This window comes from Defluviitalea raffinosedens (assembly GCF_016908775.1).
Lineage (GTDB): Bacteria > Bacillota > Clostridia > Lachnospirales > Defluviitaleaceae > Defluviitalea > Defluviitalea raffinosedens.
This window is the reverse complement of the sequence record NZ_JAFBEP010000003.1, coordinates 17,148-36,120: the sequence shown is the minus strand read 5'-3', so window position 1 is coordinate 36,120 and position 18,973 is coordinate 17,148. Positions and strand designations below refer to the sequence as shown.

Below are 18,973 nucleotides of genomic sequence, written 5' to 3'. Positions count from 1 at the left end.
AAAATACTGCTTTTAGCGGAATGATACAACCGCTGCTTGAGTTGGAATCTTATCAAAAATTATTGGAAAATTTAAAAAATAATCACTCTCCTATATTGACCACAGGTATCCTGGATTCACAAAAAGCCCATCTTATTTATGCCCTAAAAACTCATACTGACAGACCGGTTATCATTCTTACACATAATGAAATGAAGGCAAAAGAAATCTATGAGGACATGCAGTTTTTTATAAAAGATGAGATTTATATATATCCTTCAAAGGACCCCCTTTTTTACAGTGCGGATGTTCACAGTATAGATATCGTAAGGCAAAGATTAAATATCATAAAGGCCTTGTTGGATCATAGAAATCCAGTGATCATTTTATCTGTTGAAGCCATGTTAGACAGGCTCGTTAAAAAAGAGGTATTTAAGTCCTTTATTATCCATCTTAAGATAGGGGATGTCGTATCTACCCAAGAACTTAGCCGCCAATTGGTTTTAATGGGTTATGAGCATGTGGAATTGGTAGAAAGTCCGGGGCAGTTTGCCATCAGGGGAGGTATTATAGACATCTATTCCGGAACTTTAGCCAGTCCGTACAGAATAGAACTTTGGGATGACGAGATTGATTCTATAAGGCAGATGGACGCTATCACTCAAAGATCAAATGAAAAAGTAGATCAGATAGAAATCTTCCCCATGAGGGAATTGGTATTTACAGAAGAAGCCATTGAGCAGGCAATCACGCTGATAAATGAAGAAACTAAAAAAAGCTTAAAACAGATGGAGAAAAAAGGCCTTACAGAGCAGAAAGAGATTTTATCAAAAACAGTGGAAGCCTTCTTAGAAAAGGTAAGGAACCAAAAGACTTTTCAGGGGATAGAAGGATATGTCAGATATTTTTATGAGGATACGGTGACTTTAGCGGACTATCTCGATCAAGAGACTCTGGTGATAATAGATGAACCTGTAAGACTGAAGGGAAGATGTCTTAAGACTATAGAAGAGTTTGAAGAAAGCATGAAGGGAAGACTGGAAAAAGGCTATATTCTTCCCCGTCAAATGGAAACCCTTTTTAGTTATGAAGACCTTTTAGACAGTATAAAAGATTTTGATACCATTTTAATGACCATGCTGACCCATAGCATAAAAGATTTTACCATCAAAGAAATTTTGCAGTTTCCGGTCAAGTCCATCAATTCTTTCTATAAACAGATTGATATTCTTGAAAAAGATCTGCTTTTCTGGAAACAGAAAAATAGTCGGATTCTTATTTTGGCAGGGCCAAGAAGCAAGGGAGAAAGACTGCAAAAAGAACTTTCAGAAATTAACATTATAAGTACTTATAGAAATGACCTATCAGAGCCTATACAGAAGGGGCAAATCGTTATTTCTCACGGAAGTTTTCATAAAGGTTTTGAATACGGCATGATAGACTTTGTCATTATTTCTGACAAAGAAGTTTTTGGAGAGGAAAAGAAGAAGAGAAAGACTAAAAAGAAACCAAAAGGTTCAAAGATCGAAAGCTTTACGGATCTTACCATAGGAGATTATGTGGTTCATGAAAATCATGGTATTGGAATCTATCAGGGAATAGAGAAAATAGTTGTAGACAATGTCAGCAAAGATTATTTGAAGATTCGCTATGCAGACAGTGGGAACTTATACGTTTCTGTCAACCAAATGGATATGATCCAAAAATATATAGGTGCAGAAGGCAAGGGACCTAAGCTCAATAAACTTGGGGGAAGCGATTGGGCAAAAACCAAGGCAAAGGTTAAAAAAGCAGTATCAGATTTAGCCAAAGAACTGATCGAACTGTATGCAAAAAGACAAAAGAACAGGGGCTTTAGGTACAGTCCTGATACAGTCTGGCAGAAAGAATTTGAAGATATGTTCCCTTATGAAGAAACCAGCGATCAACTTACAGCCATCGAGGAAGTCAAAAGGGATTTGGAAAGCGATAAAATCATGGAACGTCTTCTTTGTGGAGACGTGGGGTATGGAAAAACGGAAGTTGCTATTCGTGCTGCGTTTAAAGTGGTACAAGACGGTAAGCAGGTCGCTTACCTTGTGCCTACGACTATTTTGGCACAGCAGCATTATAATACCTTTGCCCAGAGGATGAAGGATTTCCCTGTTAAAGTGGGATTGCTGTCCCGTTTCCGAACGCCTAAAGAACAAAAAGAGACCATTGAGCAGTTAAGAAAAGGTATGATCGATATTATCATAGGTACCCACAGACTCTTATCGAAAGATATTGTATTTAAAGATTTAGGGTTGCTTATTATCGATGAGGAGCAAAGATTCGGTGTTGCTCATAAGGAAAAATTAAAATATCTGAAAGAAAATGTAGATGTTTTGACATTAACAGCTACCCCTATTCCCAGAACCCTTCACATGAGTCTTGTAGGCATCAGGGATATGAGTGTTTTGGAAGAACCTCCGGAAGAGAGGTATCCCGTACAGACTTATGTTATGGAGTACAATCCGGAATTTGTAAAAGACGCGATTCATCGTGAGCTTGCAAGAAATGGACAGGTATATTATCTGTACAATCGTGTAAAAAACATTGATCAAGTAGCTGCTAAGATCCAGGAAATGGTTCCGGAGGCCGTTGTATCCTATGCCCATGGACAGATGAGCGAAAGAGAACTGGAAAATATTATGATGGATTTTATCAATGGAGAAATTGATGTCCTTGTTTGTACCACAATTATCGAGACTGGTCTTGATATACCCAATGTGAATACAATTATTATCCAGGATGCTGATTATATGGGATTATCCCAGCTCTACCAGTTAAGGGGAAGAGTAGGGCGATCCAATCGTATTGCGTATGCTTATCTGATGTACCAAAAAGATAAGGTTCTGCAGGAAGCGGCAGAAAAAAGACTTCAGGCTATTAAAGAATTTACAGAGTTTGGTTCTGGTTTTAAGATTGCCATGAGAGATCTGGAAATCAGAGGGGCAGGGAATCTGCTTGGAGAACAGCAGCATGGACATATGGAAGCTGTAGGATATGATCTGTATTGTAAGCTTTTAGAAGAAGCTGTTCGGGAAGAAAGAGGAGAAGTTGTACAAGAGGCCTTTGAAACCTCTATAGAATTAAATGTCAATGCCTATATACCTAATAAATTCATAGTGAATGAGATGCAGAAACTGGAAATCTATAAAAAGATTGCCTCGATACAAACCGAGCAGGATTATTTCGACTTACAGGAAGAAATTGAAGACAGATACGGTGATCTTCCAAAGAGTGTGCAAAATCTGCTGGAAATTGCCCTTATAAAATCAGAAGCCCACGCCTTAGACATCGTGTCTATTGCTCAAAAGGGAAACAAGGTGAATATTACTTTGAAAAAAGATGCCCGTATAGATCCTTCAAAGATTCCGGAACTGCTTGGCAAATATAACAGAAAACTGACTTTTGCAGCTGCAGAAAACCCTTATTTCATATATCATGTATCCGATGATGAAAAAGAGACACTTATCAGATATATTAAGAATTTATTACAAGCCATGAAAGGTTTGAAGTTGCAGTAAAATTCTTTTATAATATAGAAAAATGGGGCAAAACTATACACAAGGCATATATATGAAATGGGGTTTGAGAAATGGGCTTTAAAAAACGAATGACAGCGATATTATCCATAATCATAGTTGCAGGAATATTACTAACCAGCTGCTCCAGAAAAACAGAATATGTAGCAGTGATCAATGACGGAAAGGTAAGTGTAGAAGAGTATAAAGTCTATTTGTGGCGAATTAAACAGGTATACCAGAGTATAGGAGAAGAAGACATCTGGGAGACAAAGTTTGATGGTAAACCGGCAGAAGAAGTGGCGAAAGAAAGAGCTCTGGATTCTATTAAATCGATCAAGCTTCAGGTTCAGGAAGCCAAAAAGATGAAACTGGCTTTAACCGATGAAGAGAAGGAGCAAATAAAGACTCGGGCAAGTATTCTTAAATCAGAAATTGGTGAAGAAGAAGTAAAAAATATGGGGATTTCAAATGCAACCCTTGAAAAAATAGCAGAGGAAAACATCATCAGCCAAAAATTATATGAAGCGATTACGAAAGATTTTGTTGTCGATCAGGAAGAATTTGAAGAATTCTTTGAGCAAAACAAAGAAAGTTTAAAGCAGGTCAGAGCCAAACATATTCTGTTGAAAACCCATGACATAAAAAACGGGCAATTGGTAGCGCTTTCGGAAGAAGAACAAGAAGAAGCTTATAACAAGGCGCAGGAAGCCTTAGAAAGGGCAAAAGCAGGAGAAGATTTTGCATCTTTAGTCCAGGAATATTCACAGGATGAAGCCTCCCTGCCTTCTGACGGAGAATATGTTTTTGGAAGAAATCAGATGGAACCGGCATTTGAAGAAGCGGCCTTTGGGTTAAAAGTCGGAGAAATCAGCGACCTGGTAGAAACAAGCTATGGATACCATATTATAAAGTTGGAAGAAATCATAGAACCAGATAAGGAAGAAACAGAGCAAAGTTATTATGAATTAGAAAAGCAAAGTTTTTATCAGTCTAAAGTACAGGAATGGATGAATCAGGCAACTGTTGAGATCAATAAAGAAGTTTGGGACACCATTAAAGTAAGAAAATAGAATAATGAAGTTAAAAAACGAGGAATATTTCCTCGTTTTTTGTTTTAGAAGAAAAATGGAAAACATGCATAAAATAACAATATTGTAATCATACTATTATTGAAAATGATTATGAACGCTAGAGATTAGAGGAGGAATTAATGTGAAAGCTACTGGAATCGTAAGAAGAATAGATGATTTAGGACGTGTGGTGATCCCAAAGGAAATAAGAAGAACCTTACGCATCAGAGAAGGAGATCCTTTGGAAATTTTTACAGATCATGATGGACAAGTTATTTTGAAAAAATATTCTCCTATAGGTGAATTAGGAACTTTTGCAAAAGAATATGCTGAAGCTTTGTCTCAAACAACAGGACTTATTACCTGCATTGCGGATAAAGACCAGATCATTGCTGTATCAGGAGGTTCTAAAAAAGAATTTTTGGATAAGAATATCAGCCAGTCCCTTGAAAAGGTTATTGAAGAAAGAACTGTATTTACTGCATCCAAGGATGATGAGAAATTTATTCCTATTCTGGCAGATGAAACGACGCTCAATTATACTTCTGAACTTATATCCCCTATTATTGCTGAAGGAGATGTCGTAGGAGCGGTGATCTTCTTATCTGCTGACAAAAACGCCCAGATGGGAGAAGTAGAAACCAAACTGGCGCAGTCAGCAGCAGGATTTTTAGGAAAACAAATGGAACAATAAATGCAGATAGATTTTCTGTCTGCATTTTTCATCAATTTTTAACTTATTTCTGATCAAATTTGACTATTTGTCATGAAGTGTTTTTTTATGCTATACTCATGTTAAATTAAAGTTAAGAGAGTAACACTGTATTAAATGAGTGGGTGCAGAATGGATAAAAAAGAAAAATATACTTATGAAGACCTTTTGGAAATTATGAGGACCCTTAGGGGTGAAAACGGTTGTGCCTGGGATTTAAAGCAAACTCATGAGAGCCTTCTTCCGAATCTTCTTGAAGAAAGTTACGAAGTGATTGATGCCATTAAAAAAGGCAATAAAGAGAGTTTAAAAGAGGAACTGGGAGATCTGCTTTTGCAAATCGTATTTCATTCACGAATTGCCGAAGAAAATAAGGAATTTACAATAGATGAGGTTATAGATGGTATTTGTAAAAAGCTTATCCTGCGGCATCCTCATATTTTTGGAGATATTAGTGTAGAAAGTACAGAAGAGATTTTGCAGAATTGGGAGCAGATTAAGAAAAAAGAAAAAGGCTTTGAAAACCAAACAGAAGTATTAAAAAGCGTTCCTGAGGTACTTCCGGCTTTAGTCAGAGCCTATAAGGTACAAGCAAAGGCAGCCCATGTAGGATTCGATTGGACAGATATACAGGATGTTTTAAATAAGGTCGAAGAAGAATTTGAGGAGCTTAAAGAAGCCTATAAATCAGGAAAAAGTGAACATATTATGGAAGAATATGGAGATTTATTATTCTCCGTTGTAAATATTGCTAGATTTTTAAAAATAAATCCTGAATTTGCCTTGACAAATGCTATAGAAAAGTTTATAAATAGATTTGAATACGTTGAAAATACTGCAATTGCAAGGGATCGAAGGTTGGAAGACATGACTCTCGAAGAAATGGATGCTTTATGGGAGGAGTCGAAACTTAAAGTCTCTAAAATTGAGTAGTTTTTTATTTGTTACATTACAAATGTAAAATGAAATAAGAGGAGGAAGGATTTATGAACAAGTCCGAATTAGTAGCAGCTATGGCTGCAAAAGCTGAAATGAGCAAAAAAGACACAGAAAAAGTACTCAAAGCATTCGAAGAAGTGGTGACAGAAGAACTTGCTAAAAACGGAAAAGTTCAACTCGTTGGATTTGGAACTTTTGACGTAGCAGAAAGATCAGCCAGAGAAGGCAGAAATCCTCAAACAGGAGAACCAATGAGTATTCCTGCTTCTAAAGCGCCAAGATTTAAAGCTGGAAAAGCTTTAAAAGATGCAGTAAATGCAAAGTAAAATACTTGATGCGCATGATACATATTTCAAATGACAAATCTACACTTTTTCGAGTGTAGATTTTTTTATTACATAGGAACTTCCTCCGGATTTCTTATGTAATAAAAAACCCTCCGGACAGGATGGAAACTTCTTTACTTAAAAAAAATAAAAATATTAGGAGATGAATCCATGCGTTTAGATAAATATCTTAAAGTAAGCCGCTTAATTAAGAGAAGAACGATTGCCAATGAAGCTTGTGATGCCGGAAGAGTTTTGATAAACGGAAAAGAAGCCAAGGCAAGTACTGCTGTTAAAGTAGGGGATATTATAGAGATCCGCTTTGGCAATAACACTACAAAAGTTGAAGTGTTGGATGTTAAGGAACATGTTAAAAAAGAAGAAGTAGAGAATATGTACAGACATTTATAGACTTATACGCATTTTTCAATACAACCTTCAATATATATAAATAAAATGGAAAGTTTGCAGGTTGTATTGAAAGGTGGTAATGTTATGGAGGACAAAATTGTAAATCAAAAAGGCCATAATATTATAATGCAGGATCGCCAAACGCTTTCAATCACAGGAGTTTTGGATGTCCTGGCATTTGATGAAGAAAATGTAGATGTTGAAACAGAAATGGGTATGCTCACAATAAAAGGTACAGAACTTCATGTAAACAAGCTCAATCTGGAGAAAAAAGAATTGGAAATAGAAGGTGAAATAGAGAGCTTGATTTATCATGATGGAGAGGCTTTTACCAAGAAAGGGAATTCATTTTTAGGAAAGCTCTTTAAGTAGGAGTGGATTGACTTGATTGTATCTATTAGTGAGCAGGCACAGATATTTATTGCAGCAGTTGAGGCAGGTATCATTATAGGAATTTTTTATGACGTATTCCGTATCATCAGAAAGATTATTCCTCATCCTAACTGGGTCATTCAGTTAGAAGACTTGATTTATTGGATCATAGTATCCAGTTTTATGTTTTTTGTACTTTTCAGCAAGAATTATGGGGAGATTAGGGGATTTGCTTTACTTGGCGCATTCCTTGGAAATGTAACTTACTTTTTTACTTTTAGTATTTTCCTTATGAAAATTTCTGACTGGATTATATACTGGATCAAGAGAATAATCCGGGGACTCATAAAGATCGTTCTTATACCTATTAGAATGATTCTAAAAATCCTTTCTTATCCCTATAAATGGATTTCTCGCCCTATGAGAATCCTGGGGGTACGAACTAAAATCTTTATACATAAATCAAAGAATCGGGTAAAGCGTAAATCAAAGCAAATGTTAAGAGAACTTTATATTATGTATAAAAAAGTTTAAAGTTTCTTTAAGAAAAAAGGATATCGGAGTTGGATGAAGAATGTTTTATTACATAGGAAATTCATCCGGATTTCCTATGTAATAAAAAGCCTTGCGGGCAGGAGATGTACTCGCGCGTATTATATTTTGTCGGTTTTGGCAACTGTGTTTGGTGCGAGAGTTTCCCCTGTGAAACTTTTTTGTTTAAATACTGTATGAAGAGTTGATGCACTGGATGATCAAGAGGGGCAAAGAGGGGATTGTATTGAGTAGGAGAAAAAGACAAAAGAAACGCTTTATTAGCTGGAATGTTTTATTCTTAGCTATGTTTTTTGGGATGATTGCATTTAAAACTTATGATCTGCAAAAAATTAACAGGGGTCTGGAAAAACAAAAAGCAGAATACAGTGAAAAAATTCAATTGGCCCAAGAAGAGCAGGAATTGCTTTTAAAAGAAAAAGAGTATATTCAATCAGACATCTATGTAGAAAAAGTGGCAAGAGAAAAACTGGGCATGGTAAAAGAAGATGAAATTGTATTTATGGAAAAAACTGAATAAAAATTTATACTTGACAAACCCTCAAAAGCTCTTTATAATATAACATTGTCAGTTATGTTTTTCGTCGCGGAGTGGAGCAGCCTGGTAGCTCGTCGGGCTCATAACCCGAAGGTCAGAGGTTCAAATCCTCTCTCCGCAACCAAAAATGTGGCGGAGTAGCTCAGTTGGCTAGAGCATACGGTTCATACCCGTAGTGTCGGCGGTTCGACTCCGTCCTCCGCTACCATAAGGGCGCATAGCTCAGCTGGGAGAGCACCTGCCTTACAAGCAGGGGGTCATAGGTTCGAGCCCTATTGCGCCCATCTAAAAAGATATATGCAAATCTTTGCATATATCTTTTTTTTGTTGTTGGCATAGGAAATTTCTCCGAGTTTCCTATGCCAACTTTTATATTTCACAAGTAAAACGTGTTGCTTTCTTGTGTTTTTACAGGATCCATATGAAGAAAGTACTATCAAGAGTTTCATCAAACCATCAGTTATATACAAAAAACAGCATTCAAGAGGTATGTATTTTTAGTTTTTGTAAAATGGATGGACAAGTTGTCTAAAGGTTTTTGGATGAGTTTCCAGATAGTGACAAATAATTTAATCCCTTTCTATTATAATGAAAAAGCAAAAATAGGGAGGGGTACGATAAATATGGAACGCGTAGAATATAGTACATTTAAGAAAGTAGATCTGCCGAAAGCGAAAAAAACCATCCATTGGAAAAATTTTTTCCTGGACGTAACTTATAAGGACTTATTCATTGATCTTGTAGGATTTACAATTTCCAGAGTCATTCTTTTTACCAATTTACTTCCTCTAAGCATTGCTTATTTTGCTGCAGGTTTGCCTGCGAAGGCCAATCGAATTTGGTTGCTTTTATTCACTTGTGCAGGCGTTTTAAGTGTAAGAGACTCTGTTTTGTCTTCAAAATATATCGGAACTTTTGTTTTAATGCTTGTATTTCAGTATTTGGTAGAAGCCAGGGGCTATAAGCCAACTAAAATTGTACAAGCTGTTCTTGCCATGGGTTCCTGCTTTGCCATGGGTATACTAACTGCGGCTATTAATGGTTTTTCGGGCTACTATTTGATTGTAGCAGTTTTAGAAAGCATTTTTGTTTTTACAGCTGCGTACATATATGGCAGTGCAATTTCATGTATAAAAGGTTCCTTAAAAAGAACGATTTTAAGCAATGAAGAAATTATCAGTTTGATTTTAATTTTTGGGACAGCCATTGCTGGTGTTATTGATTTTTCTGTCAGTGGAATTTATTTTCGAGAAGTGATTAGTATATTCCTGGTTTTACTATTTGGATTTATAGGAGGACCTTCTATAGGAGGAACTGTAGGCATTGTGATTGGAACTATACTAACCCTTATTGGGGTAATGCCTGCAGGATCTATTGGGGTTTTAGGTATATCCGGGATGATTACTGGACTCTTTAAAGACATCGGACGAATAGGGAGCGGTATAGGCTTTTTACTAGGACAGATGATCGTTTCTTTTTATTTTGAGGGCACAGCGATTACCTATGATTTTTTAAAACCCATTATTGCAGCCAGTATTCTGTTTTTTACTTTCCCTAAAGGAGTTATAACCTATATTAAACAGTTTATAAACAATGAATCTGAAACAGGGCAAGAAGTTTATTATAAACGCATAAGAGACATTACAGCGCAGCAACTAGAAGCGTTTTCCAATGCTTTTTTAAAATTATCCAGGACATTTTCTAATATTTCCAGAAAAAAGACCAGTTTAAATCAGCGGGATGTATCCATGCTGATTGAAGATGTTGCTTCCAGAGTATGCAAGGATTGCGGTTTGTGTTCCCATTGCTGGGAGACTGATTTTTATAATACATACCAAACTGTATTTAGCATTTTATCCGCTGCAGAAAGAAAATCCCGAATCGACCTTAGTGATATTCCGCAAGATTTTGTGGATAAATGTTTAAGGGTAGATGTATTTACTGATACGACCAACAGGATGTTTGAACTGTATAAATTAAACCTGCTTTGGCATAACAGAATAGTGGAAAGCAGGGAATTGGTATCAGAGCAATTAAAAGGGGTTTCATCCATCATTGGCAATTTAGCAATGGAAGTATACGGAGAAGTTTATTTCAAAGAAGAACTGGAACAAGCCATTAAAGTAGAACTGGACCGGGAAAAAATTATTGTATCTGATGTAATCGTAGTTTTGAACCGTCAAAATAAATACGAAGTGGTGATTGAGCATTCTCCTTGCAAAGGGAAGCGGCTGTGTACAAAAAATATTCTGCCTGTAGTAAGTAAGATTCTGGGCAGGAGAATGAAAGTCATAGACAGTGGATGTGTTGGCATTTGCAGCAAAGACAAATGTAAGATGAAACTCATCGAAGAAGAAAAATTCAGGATTATGACAGGAGTAGCCAGAGAATCAAAAGAAAGCAATGCCATATCGGGAGATAATTATTCCTTTATGGAAATAAAGAACGGCCAATATCTTTTAGCTCTCTCTGATGGCATGGGGACCGGCAATAAAGCCAGCGAAGAAAGCAGTGCAGCCATAGAACTTCTGGAAGAATTCATAGAATCAGGATTTGACAAGGATCTGGCCATTAAAATGATCAATTCCGTACTGGTTTTAAAATCCAACGAGGATTTCTTTTCAACCCTCGATATGACGATTATCGATTTGTATACAGGAGTTGCGGAATTTGTTAAAATTGGAGCCGCTTCAGCATTCATAAAACGAGGAGAAATGGTAGAAGTTATTGGTTCTTCTTCCCTGCCGGTAGGCATGCTGAGCAATGTAGATATTGATGTCACCAAGAAGAAACTAAAAGACGGAGACATTATTGTTATGGTGACGGATGGGGTTTTAGACTCCAAGAAAGACATCATAGAAAAAGAAAAATGGTTCAGCGAGATCCTGAAAGGCATAGATACCAACCAACCAGAGTATATTGCTGATTATCTTTTAAACATTGCAAAAGAGAATTCTGATCATGAAATAGAAGATGACATGACGATTTTAGTCGCTAAGGTGTGGGAAAAATATTTGTGATTTTTACATGCATATAATGACAAATATAGGGAAAACTTATCCATGAACATAAAGTATGATGGAGGTTTTCCTATGGAATATTTTTCTAACGGCCGAGTGGTATTTATTGAAAATGACAAGGGTGGTTGGTACGAAAAGGCCATTTTCATCTTGAATAAAGATGTAAATCCTAATAGAATGCCAAAGGATATTGTTGCTGAAGCAGAAAAAATCATCGGAAATTATATGAAAAAAAGCAAACCGATATACTCCGGCAGAAAACTTAAAAAACGGAGTACAGATTGGATCTTAAACGGCTGTTTGTTTTTAAGTATTGTACTCTTTATCTATTTTGCATCCCAGATTTTCTGATGACAGCATCTAAGTGAATACATAGTTTTTGGGCGGTGTACGAATTGTGCACTGCTTTTTTACTATTTTTAGTACGACACTTGCATTTATATAACGCATTTTGTATCATCTAAATATAAAACTATTTTTCTGATGGGTGTGCCTATGTTACAGAGGATTTATAAAATTATAAAAGAATATAATATGATACAAAAAGATAATAATATAATAGTCGGGGTGTCCGGAGGAGCAGATTCCATGTGTCTGCTTCATCTGTTAAAGCAAGTATCCCGGATTGTTCCATTTAAAATAACTGCTGTTCATATCAACCACGGAATACGGGGCAAAGAAGCTGAAGAGGATGCAGCTTATGTTCGTGACATATGTAAAACATGGGATATTCCATGCTTTATATATAACATAGATGTGAAAAAAGAGGCTTTAAAAAGAAAATGCAGTGAAGAAGAAGCTGGCAGAGCAGTTCGGTACGAGATCTTTGAAAAAGTGAGAGAAGAAACCCACGGGGACAAAATTGCAGTGGCCCATAATATGAATGACCAGGCAGAAACGGTATTAATGCAGTTGTTTAGAGGCAGTGGCATGAAGGGATTAGGAGGCATTACTCCGGTCAGGGACCATATAATAAGGCCCTTGCTCGAATTTACCAGGGATGAGATCGAACAATACTGCCTGGAAAATCATATACATTATAGACAAGATTATACCAATGCACTCAACATATACACCCGAAATAAAATACGCAATGAACTGATTCCTTTTATTAAAAAAAATTTCAATCCAAATATTGTTAAGACCCTATACAATATGAGCACCCTCCTCAGGGAAGAAGAAAGCTTTTTAAACGATGAGGCAAACAAGCATCTCAAGCTCTGTATCAAAGAAGAAAAAGCCCATCTTGTAATACTGGATAATCCTTTGTTTTGCTCATATCATCCTGTCCTTCAAAAGCGAATCATAAGAATCGTTCTGGAAAGGTTAAGGGGACAGTTGAAAAACATCGACTTAAACCATGTTCTGGACGTTATTGAATTAAGCAGGAAAGGTACGGGTAAAAAGCTTTGTCTGCCTAATGATATCATTGTAAAAAGGCAGTATGAAGATTTAATATTTCAGGCAGGAGAAGAACTTTTTGAAGGATTTTGCTACGATGTTTCTGTACCTTCAACCATATTTGTAAAAGAATTGAATGCTAAGGTGGAAGTAATCGTACTGGATAAAGAGAATTTTAACTTATCTCATCAGAATACCTGTACGAAAAGTTTTGACTATGATAAAATAGAAACTGGTCTGCATATTAGAACGAAACAGCCTGGAGACCGTATTCTTCTTAAAAATGGAACCAAAAAACTTAAGGATTTTTTCATTGATGAAAAAATTCCAAGGGATGAAAGAGACAGGATTCCCTTACTGGCAGATGGGAATAAAATTCTTTGGGTGATTGGTTATCGGTATAGCGATGCTTATAAAATTACTTCATCCACGGAAAAAGTTTTACAGGTAAGGTGGATTCCTTTGACTAAAGATGAAGTATGAGATATAATGATGACATTTATTTATTTGTAAAATGGGAGGAACATTGTAATGAAGCAACTAGACGTACTGATTTCAGAGGAAAAAATTAAAAATCGCATTAAGGAATTGGGACAGCAAATTACCAGGGATTATTCCGGAAAAGAAATTTGCTTAATATGTGTTTTAAAAGGTGGAGTTATGTTTATGGTGGATCTTTCTAAAGAGATCGATCTTCCGTTAGAGATGGATTTTATGGCAGTATCCAGTTATGGCAATGAAATGACAAGCAGTGGGGTTGTAAAAATTGTAAAAGACCTGGATGAACCTATAGAAGGGAAACATGTGTTGATTGTTGAAGATATTATTGATTCAGGTCGTACCCTAAGTTATTTAGTTAAGACTTTAAACAACAGAAAACCGGCCAGCCTTCGTATCTGTACCCTTCTGGATAAACCAGAGCAAAGAGTATCCGATGTTAAAGTAGACTATGTAGGCTTTACGATTCCTGATGAATTTGTTCTGGGATATGGTCTTGATTATATGCAAAAGTACAGAAATCTTCCATATATAGCTGTGATGAGAGATACGGAAGAATAAGCATCCGGGGGCTTTCTTGCACTCCTTGGATTAGTATGGTATCATAATATGATGGCAAAGTTTATAACTGTACGAGGTGCCTAGGGCATTTTTAGAGACAGGAAGGAGGAATGGGTTTGAAAAAATATTTTAAAGGGCTCAGCTTATATATGCTGATTTTTATTATCATCATTTTAGCTGTGATTTTTACTACAAATAGTATCCCTAATAGTCCTGAAAATCAGGTTACTTATGATCAATTGATTAAAAATCTGCAAAATGAAGAAGTTAAAAGATTAGACATTTATCCTGATGCCGATTCCAGAGGAGCAGAAGTCAAAGCGACTCTGAAAAACGGAGATCTGGTTGTTATTAGTGTTCCCAGTGTGGATCATTTTATGGAACGTATTGAGCAGTTTGAAGAAAATACACAAATTGTTACTTATTCAGTTAGCCGGCCCAATTGGTTCATACAGCTTTTACCTTCCCTTGTTATTATGGTATTAGTGGTGATTCTGCTAATATTCATTATGCAGCAAGTACAAGGGGGCGGCGGCGGAAGCCGGGTAATGAGTTTTGGTAAAAGCCGTGCTAAAATGGTTGTAGATGATAAGAAAAAAGTTACTTTTAATAATGTAGCAGGATTAGATGAAGAAAAAGAAGAATTAAAAGAAATTGTTGACTTTTTAAAACAGCCCAGAAAATATGTTGAACTGGGAGCGAGAATCCCTAAAGGTGTTCTTTTGGTAGGACCTCCGGGAACAGGTAAAACCTTGCTGGCAAAGGCTGTAGCTGGAGAAGCGGGAGTTCCGTTTTTTAGTATTTCCGGTTCAGACTTTGTTGAAATGTTCGTAGGGGTAGGAGCTTCCAGGGTAAGAGACCTCTTTGAACAGGCTAAGAAAAATTCTCCATGTATCGTTTTCATAGATGAAATTGACGCCGTAGGAAGAAGGCGGGGAGCAGGTCTTGGAGGAGGCCATGATGAAAGAGAACAAACTCTGAACCAATTACTTGTTGAGATGGATGGTTTCGGAGTGAATGAAGGGGTTATTGTTATCGCAGCGACTAACAGAGCGGATATACTTGACCCTGCGTTGCTCCGTCCCGGCCGTTTTGACAGAAGGGTTGTAGTAGGTAGACCAGATGTAAAGGGAAGAGAAGAAATTCTGAAGGTCCATGCAAAAGGAAAGCCTCTTGAAGAAGATGTAGATCTTAAAGTAGTTGCGCAAACAACCGCTGGCTTTACAGGGGCGGATCTTGAAAATTTACTTAATGAAGCCGCATTGCTTTCAGCCAGAGAAAGTAAACGCGCAATCAATATGGAAACTATTCAGAAGGCATTTGTAAAAGTTGGTATTGGTACTGAAAAGAAGAGTCGAGTGATTTCTGAAAAAGAAAAGAAAATTACTGCATATCACGAAGCAGGTCATGCGATTATTCATCAGGTGCTTACGGAACTTGATCCGGTTCATAGCATTTCTATTATTCCCACAGGAATGGCAGGAGGTTATACAATGCCTCTTCCTGGAGAAGACAAAATGTATATGACTAAGAAGCGTATGGAACAGGAAATCATAAGCCTTCTTGGAGGAAGAGCCGCTGAAAAGATTATTTTAGACGATATTACCACCGGGGCTTCCAATGATATAGAGCGGGCTACAGCTATTGCAAGAAATATGGTAACGAAATACGGTATGAGCAGCCTCGGCCCTATTCAATTTGGAGATGACAACGACGAAGTATTTATAGGCAGAGATCTTGCTCATACAAGAAATTATGGAGAAGCAGTGGCAGGAGCGATTGACAGAGAAATCAGAGCGATTATTGAGCACGCGTATGAAGAAGCTCAGGCTATTTTAAGAAATCATATCGATATCCTCCATAAGACAGCACAGCTTTTAATGGAAAAAGAAAAAATATCAGGAAAAGAATTCGCAGAATTATTTAATAAAGTTGAAGAGAAGGAAGAAAAATCGGAAACTTCTCAAAGTGAAACAGAAACTTCCAAAGAAGAAATTTCAGAGATTTCCAGTGAAAACACTACAGTATAAGCTGTAGTGTTTTGTTTCAATACATAGATTAGGAGAGTACAAGATGAAATCAAAAATTCTGCAATTATTAAAGGACTCCGACGGATATGTATCCGGAGAAGAAATAAGCAAAGTTTTAGGTGTTTCAAGAACTGCTATCTGGAAAGTTATTTCTCATCTGAAGGAAGAAGGATATGTCATAGAATCCGTTACAAAAAAGGGATATTTACTTCAGGAAACTCCTGATTTATTGACAGAAGACGAAATTTTATATCATTTAAAAACCAAATGGCTGGGAAGAAAGATTGTTCATTATCATCAGATCGATTCAACCAATAAAGAAGCTAAAAAACTGGCCGCCAGCGGCGAAAAGGAAGGTACCATAGTCATATCGGAGGAACAGTTGGCTGGCAGGGGGAGACTGGGAAGAACTTGGATTTCTCCGGCCGGAACGGGCATATGGATGTCGGTGATTTTAAGACCGTCTATTGCACCTACAGATGCTTCTAAAATTACTTTATTGGCAGGACTTGCGGTTTGTGAAGGAATAAAGGAGGCAACAGGACTTCCGGTTCAAATAAAATGGCCTAATGATCTTGTGCTGCACAATAAAAAAATATGCGGCATATTAACAGAAATGAGCGCTGAAATGGAAAAAATCAATTATATTATTCTGGGGATAGGCATTAACGTGAATACGGATTCCTTTCCAGAAGACTTAAAAAATACTGCTACCTCTTTAAAAATCGAAGGGGAAAAGGAGTATGACAGAAAAGAGATCGTAAAAGCCATTTTAATGTACCTTGAACAATATTATGAACTCTATATGAAGAATCAAGATATGGAAGATTTGCTTGAAAAATATAAGAACCACTGTTTAACCCTTGGAAAAGAGGTAAAAATTATCCATAGAAATGAGGAATTTATCGGTAAAGCAGTAGATCTGTCCAAAGAAGGAGAACTTATGGTAGAAAAGCAAGATGGACAAGTTATTACTGTTTTTTCAGGAGAAGTTTCTGTCAGGGGATTATACGGTTATATTTAGGAGATGATCAAATGGAGAAAAAAGTGATATTTTCAGCTTCTTATTATACTCAGAAATATTATAGCAATCCGGAATTCGATGGGATTCCCACTTCTATCAGAAATGAACTTCGAATGATTTGCATTTCTTTAGCAGAAAAACTGCATGCCATTTTTACCATTGGATTTTATGAAAATGGAGAAGTGTATTTTGAAGCCAGGGCGGAAGAATGTGATTATGATTTTGATGAAATAGGGGTGCCTTTGGAAATCAAAAGATTAGAATCGGAACAAAGGGAACTGATCAAAATGTTGAAACTATGGTATAAGATATACATGACGCCAGAAGGACAACCCATAAAGGAAGCTATTTTAAAAGAAACTGAAAAAAGAAAAAACAGTGATTGAAGTTTCACTTATTTTTGCTATAATAAATTCCATAGCTGATATTTATTATTATATAGTTTCTACGCATATTTTATAGAAAGCAAGAAATTATATATTATTAAAATCAGACTATGAAAAACATTATATGATGCGTCTTGTATCCTTACGGAACGAGAACGGAGGTGAAAAAGTGAATCAAACAGCATTAGCCAAAAGAAGCTCAACGCAAAAGCTCGTTTTAACCGGAATGCTGGTGGCAATTTCTATTATTTTGGATGCAACGCCTATAGGCACCATTCGACTGCCTATTGTTAGTGCAACCATTGCTCACGTTCCGACAATTATTGGAGGCATGACCGGAGGCCCTTTAGTAGGTGGGATTGTAGGATTATCCTTTGGACTTGCCAGTCTCATTAGAAATCTGACCCAGCCTACCAGTATATTGTCCTTTGCCTTTATGAATCCTTTAGTATCCGTTTTACCGAGGATATTAGTAGGAATCATGGCTTACTATGGATATTATGGTATCCAAAAATTTGCCAATGATTATATCTCCATTATAGCGGGAGCGATGATTGGAAGCTGTACCAATACGGTCCTGGTATTAGGAATGATGTATATTCTTTATGCCCAAAGGGTCGTTGAAGCATTCAGCGCTGTAGGCAAATCAGGTACTGCAAAGGTGATTTTGCTGGGAATTGCTACAGCCAATGGAATTCCCGAAATGATCGTGGCAGCAATTTTGACGGTTGTCATTGTAAAAGGATTGAAAAAAATATATAATATTTAAGGATTGATCAGCAGACACTATGTGTCTGCTTTTATATACTAATGAAAGAAGGAAAGAGCATGATATTAGCTATTGATGTCGGTAATACCAATATTGTTCTGGGCGCTTATGAGGGAGAAAAATTAACCGCTTATTGGAGAATGAGTACTCACGGTTATAAATCCTCCGATGAGTTAGGTATGTTCATATATAATTTATTACAGCATAACGATATTAACCCCAAAAGTATGGAGCAAGTGGTTATTGCTTCTGTGGTTCCCGATATTATGTATTCCCTTGAGCATGGTATCCGAAAATATCTTTGCATTAACCCTTTAATTGTAGGACCGGGGATCAAAACAGGACTCAATATCAGAACGGATAATCCCAGGGAATTAGGAGCGGACAGAATTGTGAATGCTGTTGCAGCTCTGAAGCTTTATGGAGGACCAGCTATTATCATTGACTTTGGAACAGCAACCACCTATGATGTTATAGACAAAGAAGGAAATTATATCGGTGGAGTGATTTCACCGGGGATTAATATATCTGCTGATGCCCTGTGGCAAAGGGCGGCAAAACTTCCGAAGGTAGAAATTCAAAAGCCGGATCGGGTGATTGGAAAAAACACCATAGACAGTATGCAATCCGGATTGGTATATGGATATGTTGGACAAGTCGATTATATCGTAAAACGTATTAAAAAAGAGATGAAGTCACCGGAGGCAAAAGTTATTGCAACGGGAGGTCTGGCAAAAGTCATTGCCCCTGAATCCAAGACAATAGAAGAAGTCAATGGTTTTTTAACTCTGCAAGGCCTTAGAATCATTTACGAAAAAAATAAGTAGGAGGATT

Annotated in this window: 18 protein-coding genes and 3 tRNA genes; all 21 read left to right on the top strand. The window is 36.8% G+C overall.

From position 1 onward, the window contains the following. Positions 1-20: 20 nt before the first annotated feature. Positions 21-3,530, top strand: a complete 3,510-nt coding sequence (gene mfd, locus JOD07_RS03420) for a transcription-repair coupling factor (protein ID WP_204612457.1) — start codon at positions 21-23, stop codon at positions 3,528-3,530. A 71-nt stretch (positions 3,531-3,601) separates the two neighbouring features. Next, positions 3,602-4,600 (top strand): peptidylprolyl isomerase, encoded by a 999-nt coding sequence (locus JOD07_RS03415; protein WP_158739455.1) that lies wholly within the window; start codon positions 3,602-3,604, stop codon positions 4,598-4,600. Between the two features lie 142 nt (positions 4,601-4,742). Further along, complete coding sequence (spoVT, locus tag JOD07_RS03410; RefSeq protein WP_158739456.1) at positions 4,743-5,294, top strand: stage V sporulation protein T; 552 nt, start codon at positions 4,743-4,745, stop codon at positions 5,292-5,294. A 150-nt stretch (positions 5,295-5,444) separates the two neighbouring features. Further along, entirely contained in the window at positions 5,445-6,245 is an 801-nt protein-coding gene (gene mazG / locus JOD07_RS03405) for a nucleoside triphosphate pyrophosphohydrolase (RefSeq protein WP_158739457.1), read from the top strand. A gap of 53 nt (positions 6,246-6,298) precedes the next feature. Next, positions 6,299-6,577 (top strand): HU family DNA-binding protein, encoded by a 279-nt coding sequence (locus JOD07_RS03400; protein ID WP_158739458.1) that lies wholly within the window; start codon positions 6,299-6,301, stop codon positions 6,575-6,577. A gap of 171 nt (positions 6,578-6,748) precedes the next feature. Continuing rightward, positions 6,749-6,988, top strand: a complete 240-nt coding sequence (locus tag JOD07_RS03395; protein ID WP_158739459.1) for an RNA-binding S4 domain-containing protein — start codon at positions 6,749-6,751, stop codon at positions 6,986-6,988. A gap of 84 nt (positions 6,989-7,072) precedes the next feature. Beyond that, entirely contained in the window at positions 7,073-7,360 is a 288-nt protein-coding gene (yabP, locus tag JOD07_RS03390; protein WP_158739460.1) for a sporulation protein YabP, read from the top strand. Positions 7,361-7,372: 12 nt separating this feature from the next. Then, a complete protein-coding gene (gene yabQ, locus JOD07_RS03385) occupies positions 7,373-7,894 on the top strand; it encodes a spore cortex biosynthesis protein YabQ (protein WP_158739461.1) in 522 nt (173 codons plus the stop codon). A gap of 244 nt (positions 7,895-8,138) precedes the next feature. Further along, positions 8,139-8,432, top strand: a complete 294-nt coding sequence (locus tag JOD07_RS03380) for an FtsB family cell division protein (protein WP_158739462.1) — start codon at positions 8,139-8,141, stop codon at positions 8,430-8,432. A 65-nt stretch (positions 8,433-8,497) separates the two neighbouring features. Continuing rightward, a tRNA-Met gene (locus JOD07_RS03375) sits at positions 8,498-8,574 on the top strand. Positions 8,575-8,581: 7 nt separating this feature from the next. Further along, positions 8,582-8,658: transfer RNA gene (locus JOD07_RS03370), tRNA-Met, on the top strand. A 3-nt stretch (positions 8,659-8,661) separates the two neighbouring features. Continuing rightward, positions 8,662-8,734, top strand: a tRNA-Val gene (locus JOD07_RS03365). Between the two features lie 339 nt (positions 8,735-9,073). Then, complete coding sequence (gene spoIIE / locus JOD07_RS03360; RefSeq protein ID WP_204612224.1) at positions 9,074-11,470, top strand: stage II sporulation protein E; 2,397 nt, start codon at positions 9,074-9,076, stop codon at positions 11,468-11,470. A gap of 72 nt (positions 11,471-11,542) precedes the next feature. After that, positions 11,543-11,821 carry a hypothetical protein gene (locus JOD07_RS03355; protein WP_158739464.1) on the top strand — a complete coding sequence of 93 codons (279 nt, stop codon included), beginning with the start codon at positions 11,543-11,545 and terminating at the stop codon, positions 11,819-11,821. A gap of 183 nt (positions 11,822-12,004) precedes the next feature. Next, positions 12,005-13,354, top strand: coding sequence for a tRNA lysidine(34) synthetase TilS (tilS, locus tag JOD07_RS03350; protein ID WP_204612215.1), 1,350 nt, complete (start codon positions 12,005-12,007; stop codon positions 13,352-13,354). Between the two features lie 48 nt (positions 13,355-13,402). Beyond that, positions 13,403-13,930: a hypoxanthine phosphoribosyltransferase gene (gene hpt, locus JOD07_RS03345; protein ID WP_158739466.1), complete on the top strand. Its 528-nt coding sequence runs from the start codon at positions 13,403-13,405 to the stop codon at positions 13,928-13,930. A 110-nt stretch (positions 13,931-14,040) separates the two neighbouring features. After that, complete coding sequence (ftsH, locus tag JOD07_RS03340) at positions 14,041-15,960, top strand: ATP-dependent zinc metalloprotease FtsH (protein ID WP_158739467.1); 1,920 nt, start codon at positions 14,041-14,043, stop codon at positions 15,958-15,960. Positions 15,961-16,003: 43 nt separating this feature from the next. Continuing rightward, positions 16,004-16,984 (top strand): biotin--[acetyl-CoA-carboxylase] ligase, encoded by a 981-nt coding sequence (locus JOD07_RS03335; RefSeq protein WP_158739468.1) that lies wholly within the window; start codon positions 16,004-16,006, stop codon positions 16,982-16,984. Positions 16,985-16,995: 11 nt separating this feature from the next. Further along, positions 16,996-17,370 (top strand): DUF6145 family protein, encoded by a 375-nt coding sequence (locus JOD07_RS03330; RefSeq protein ID WP_158739469.1) that lies wholly within the window; start codon positions 16,996-16,998, stop codon positions 17,368-17,370. A gap of 169 nt (positions 17,371-17,539) precedes the next feature. Next, positions 17,540-18,139 carry an ECF transporter S component gene (locus JOD07_RS03325; protein ID WP_243144534.1) on the top strand — a complete coding sequence of 200 codons (600 nt, stop codon included), beginning with the start codon at positions 17,540-17,542 and terminating at the stop codon, positions 18,137-18,139. A gap of 59 nt (positions 18,140-18,198) precedes the next feature. Further along, a complete protein-coding gene (locus tag JOD07_RS03320; protein WP_204612456.1) occupies positions 18,199-18,966 on the top strand; it encodes a type III pantothenate kinase in 768 nt (255 codons plus the stop codon). Positions 18,967-18,973 lie beyond the last annotated feature (7 nt).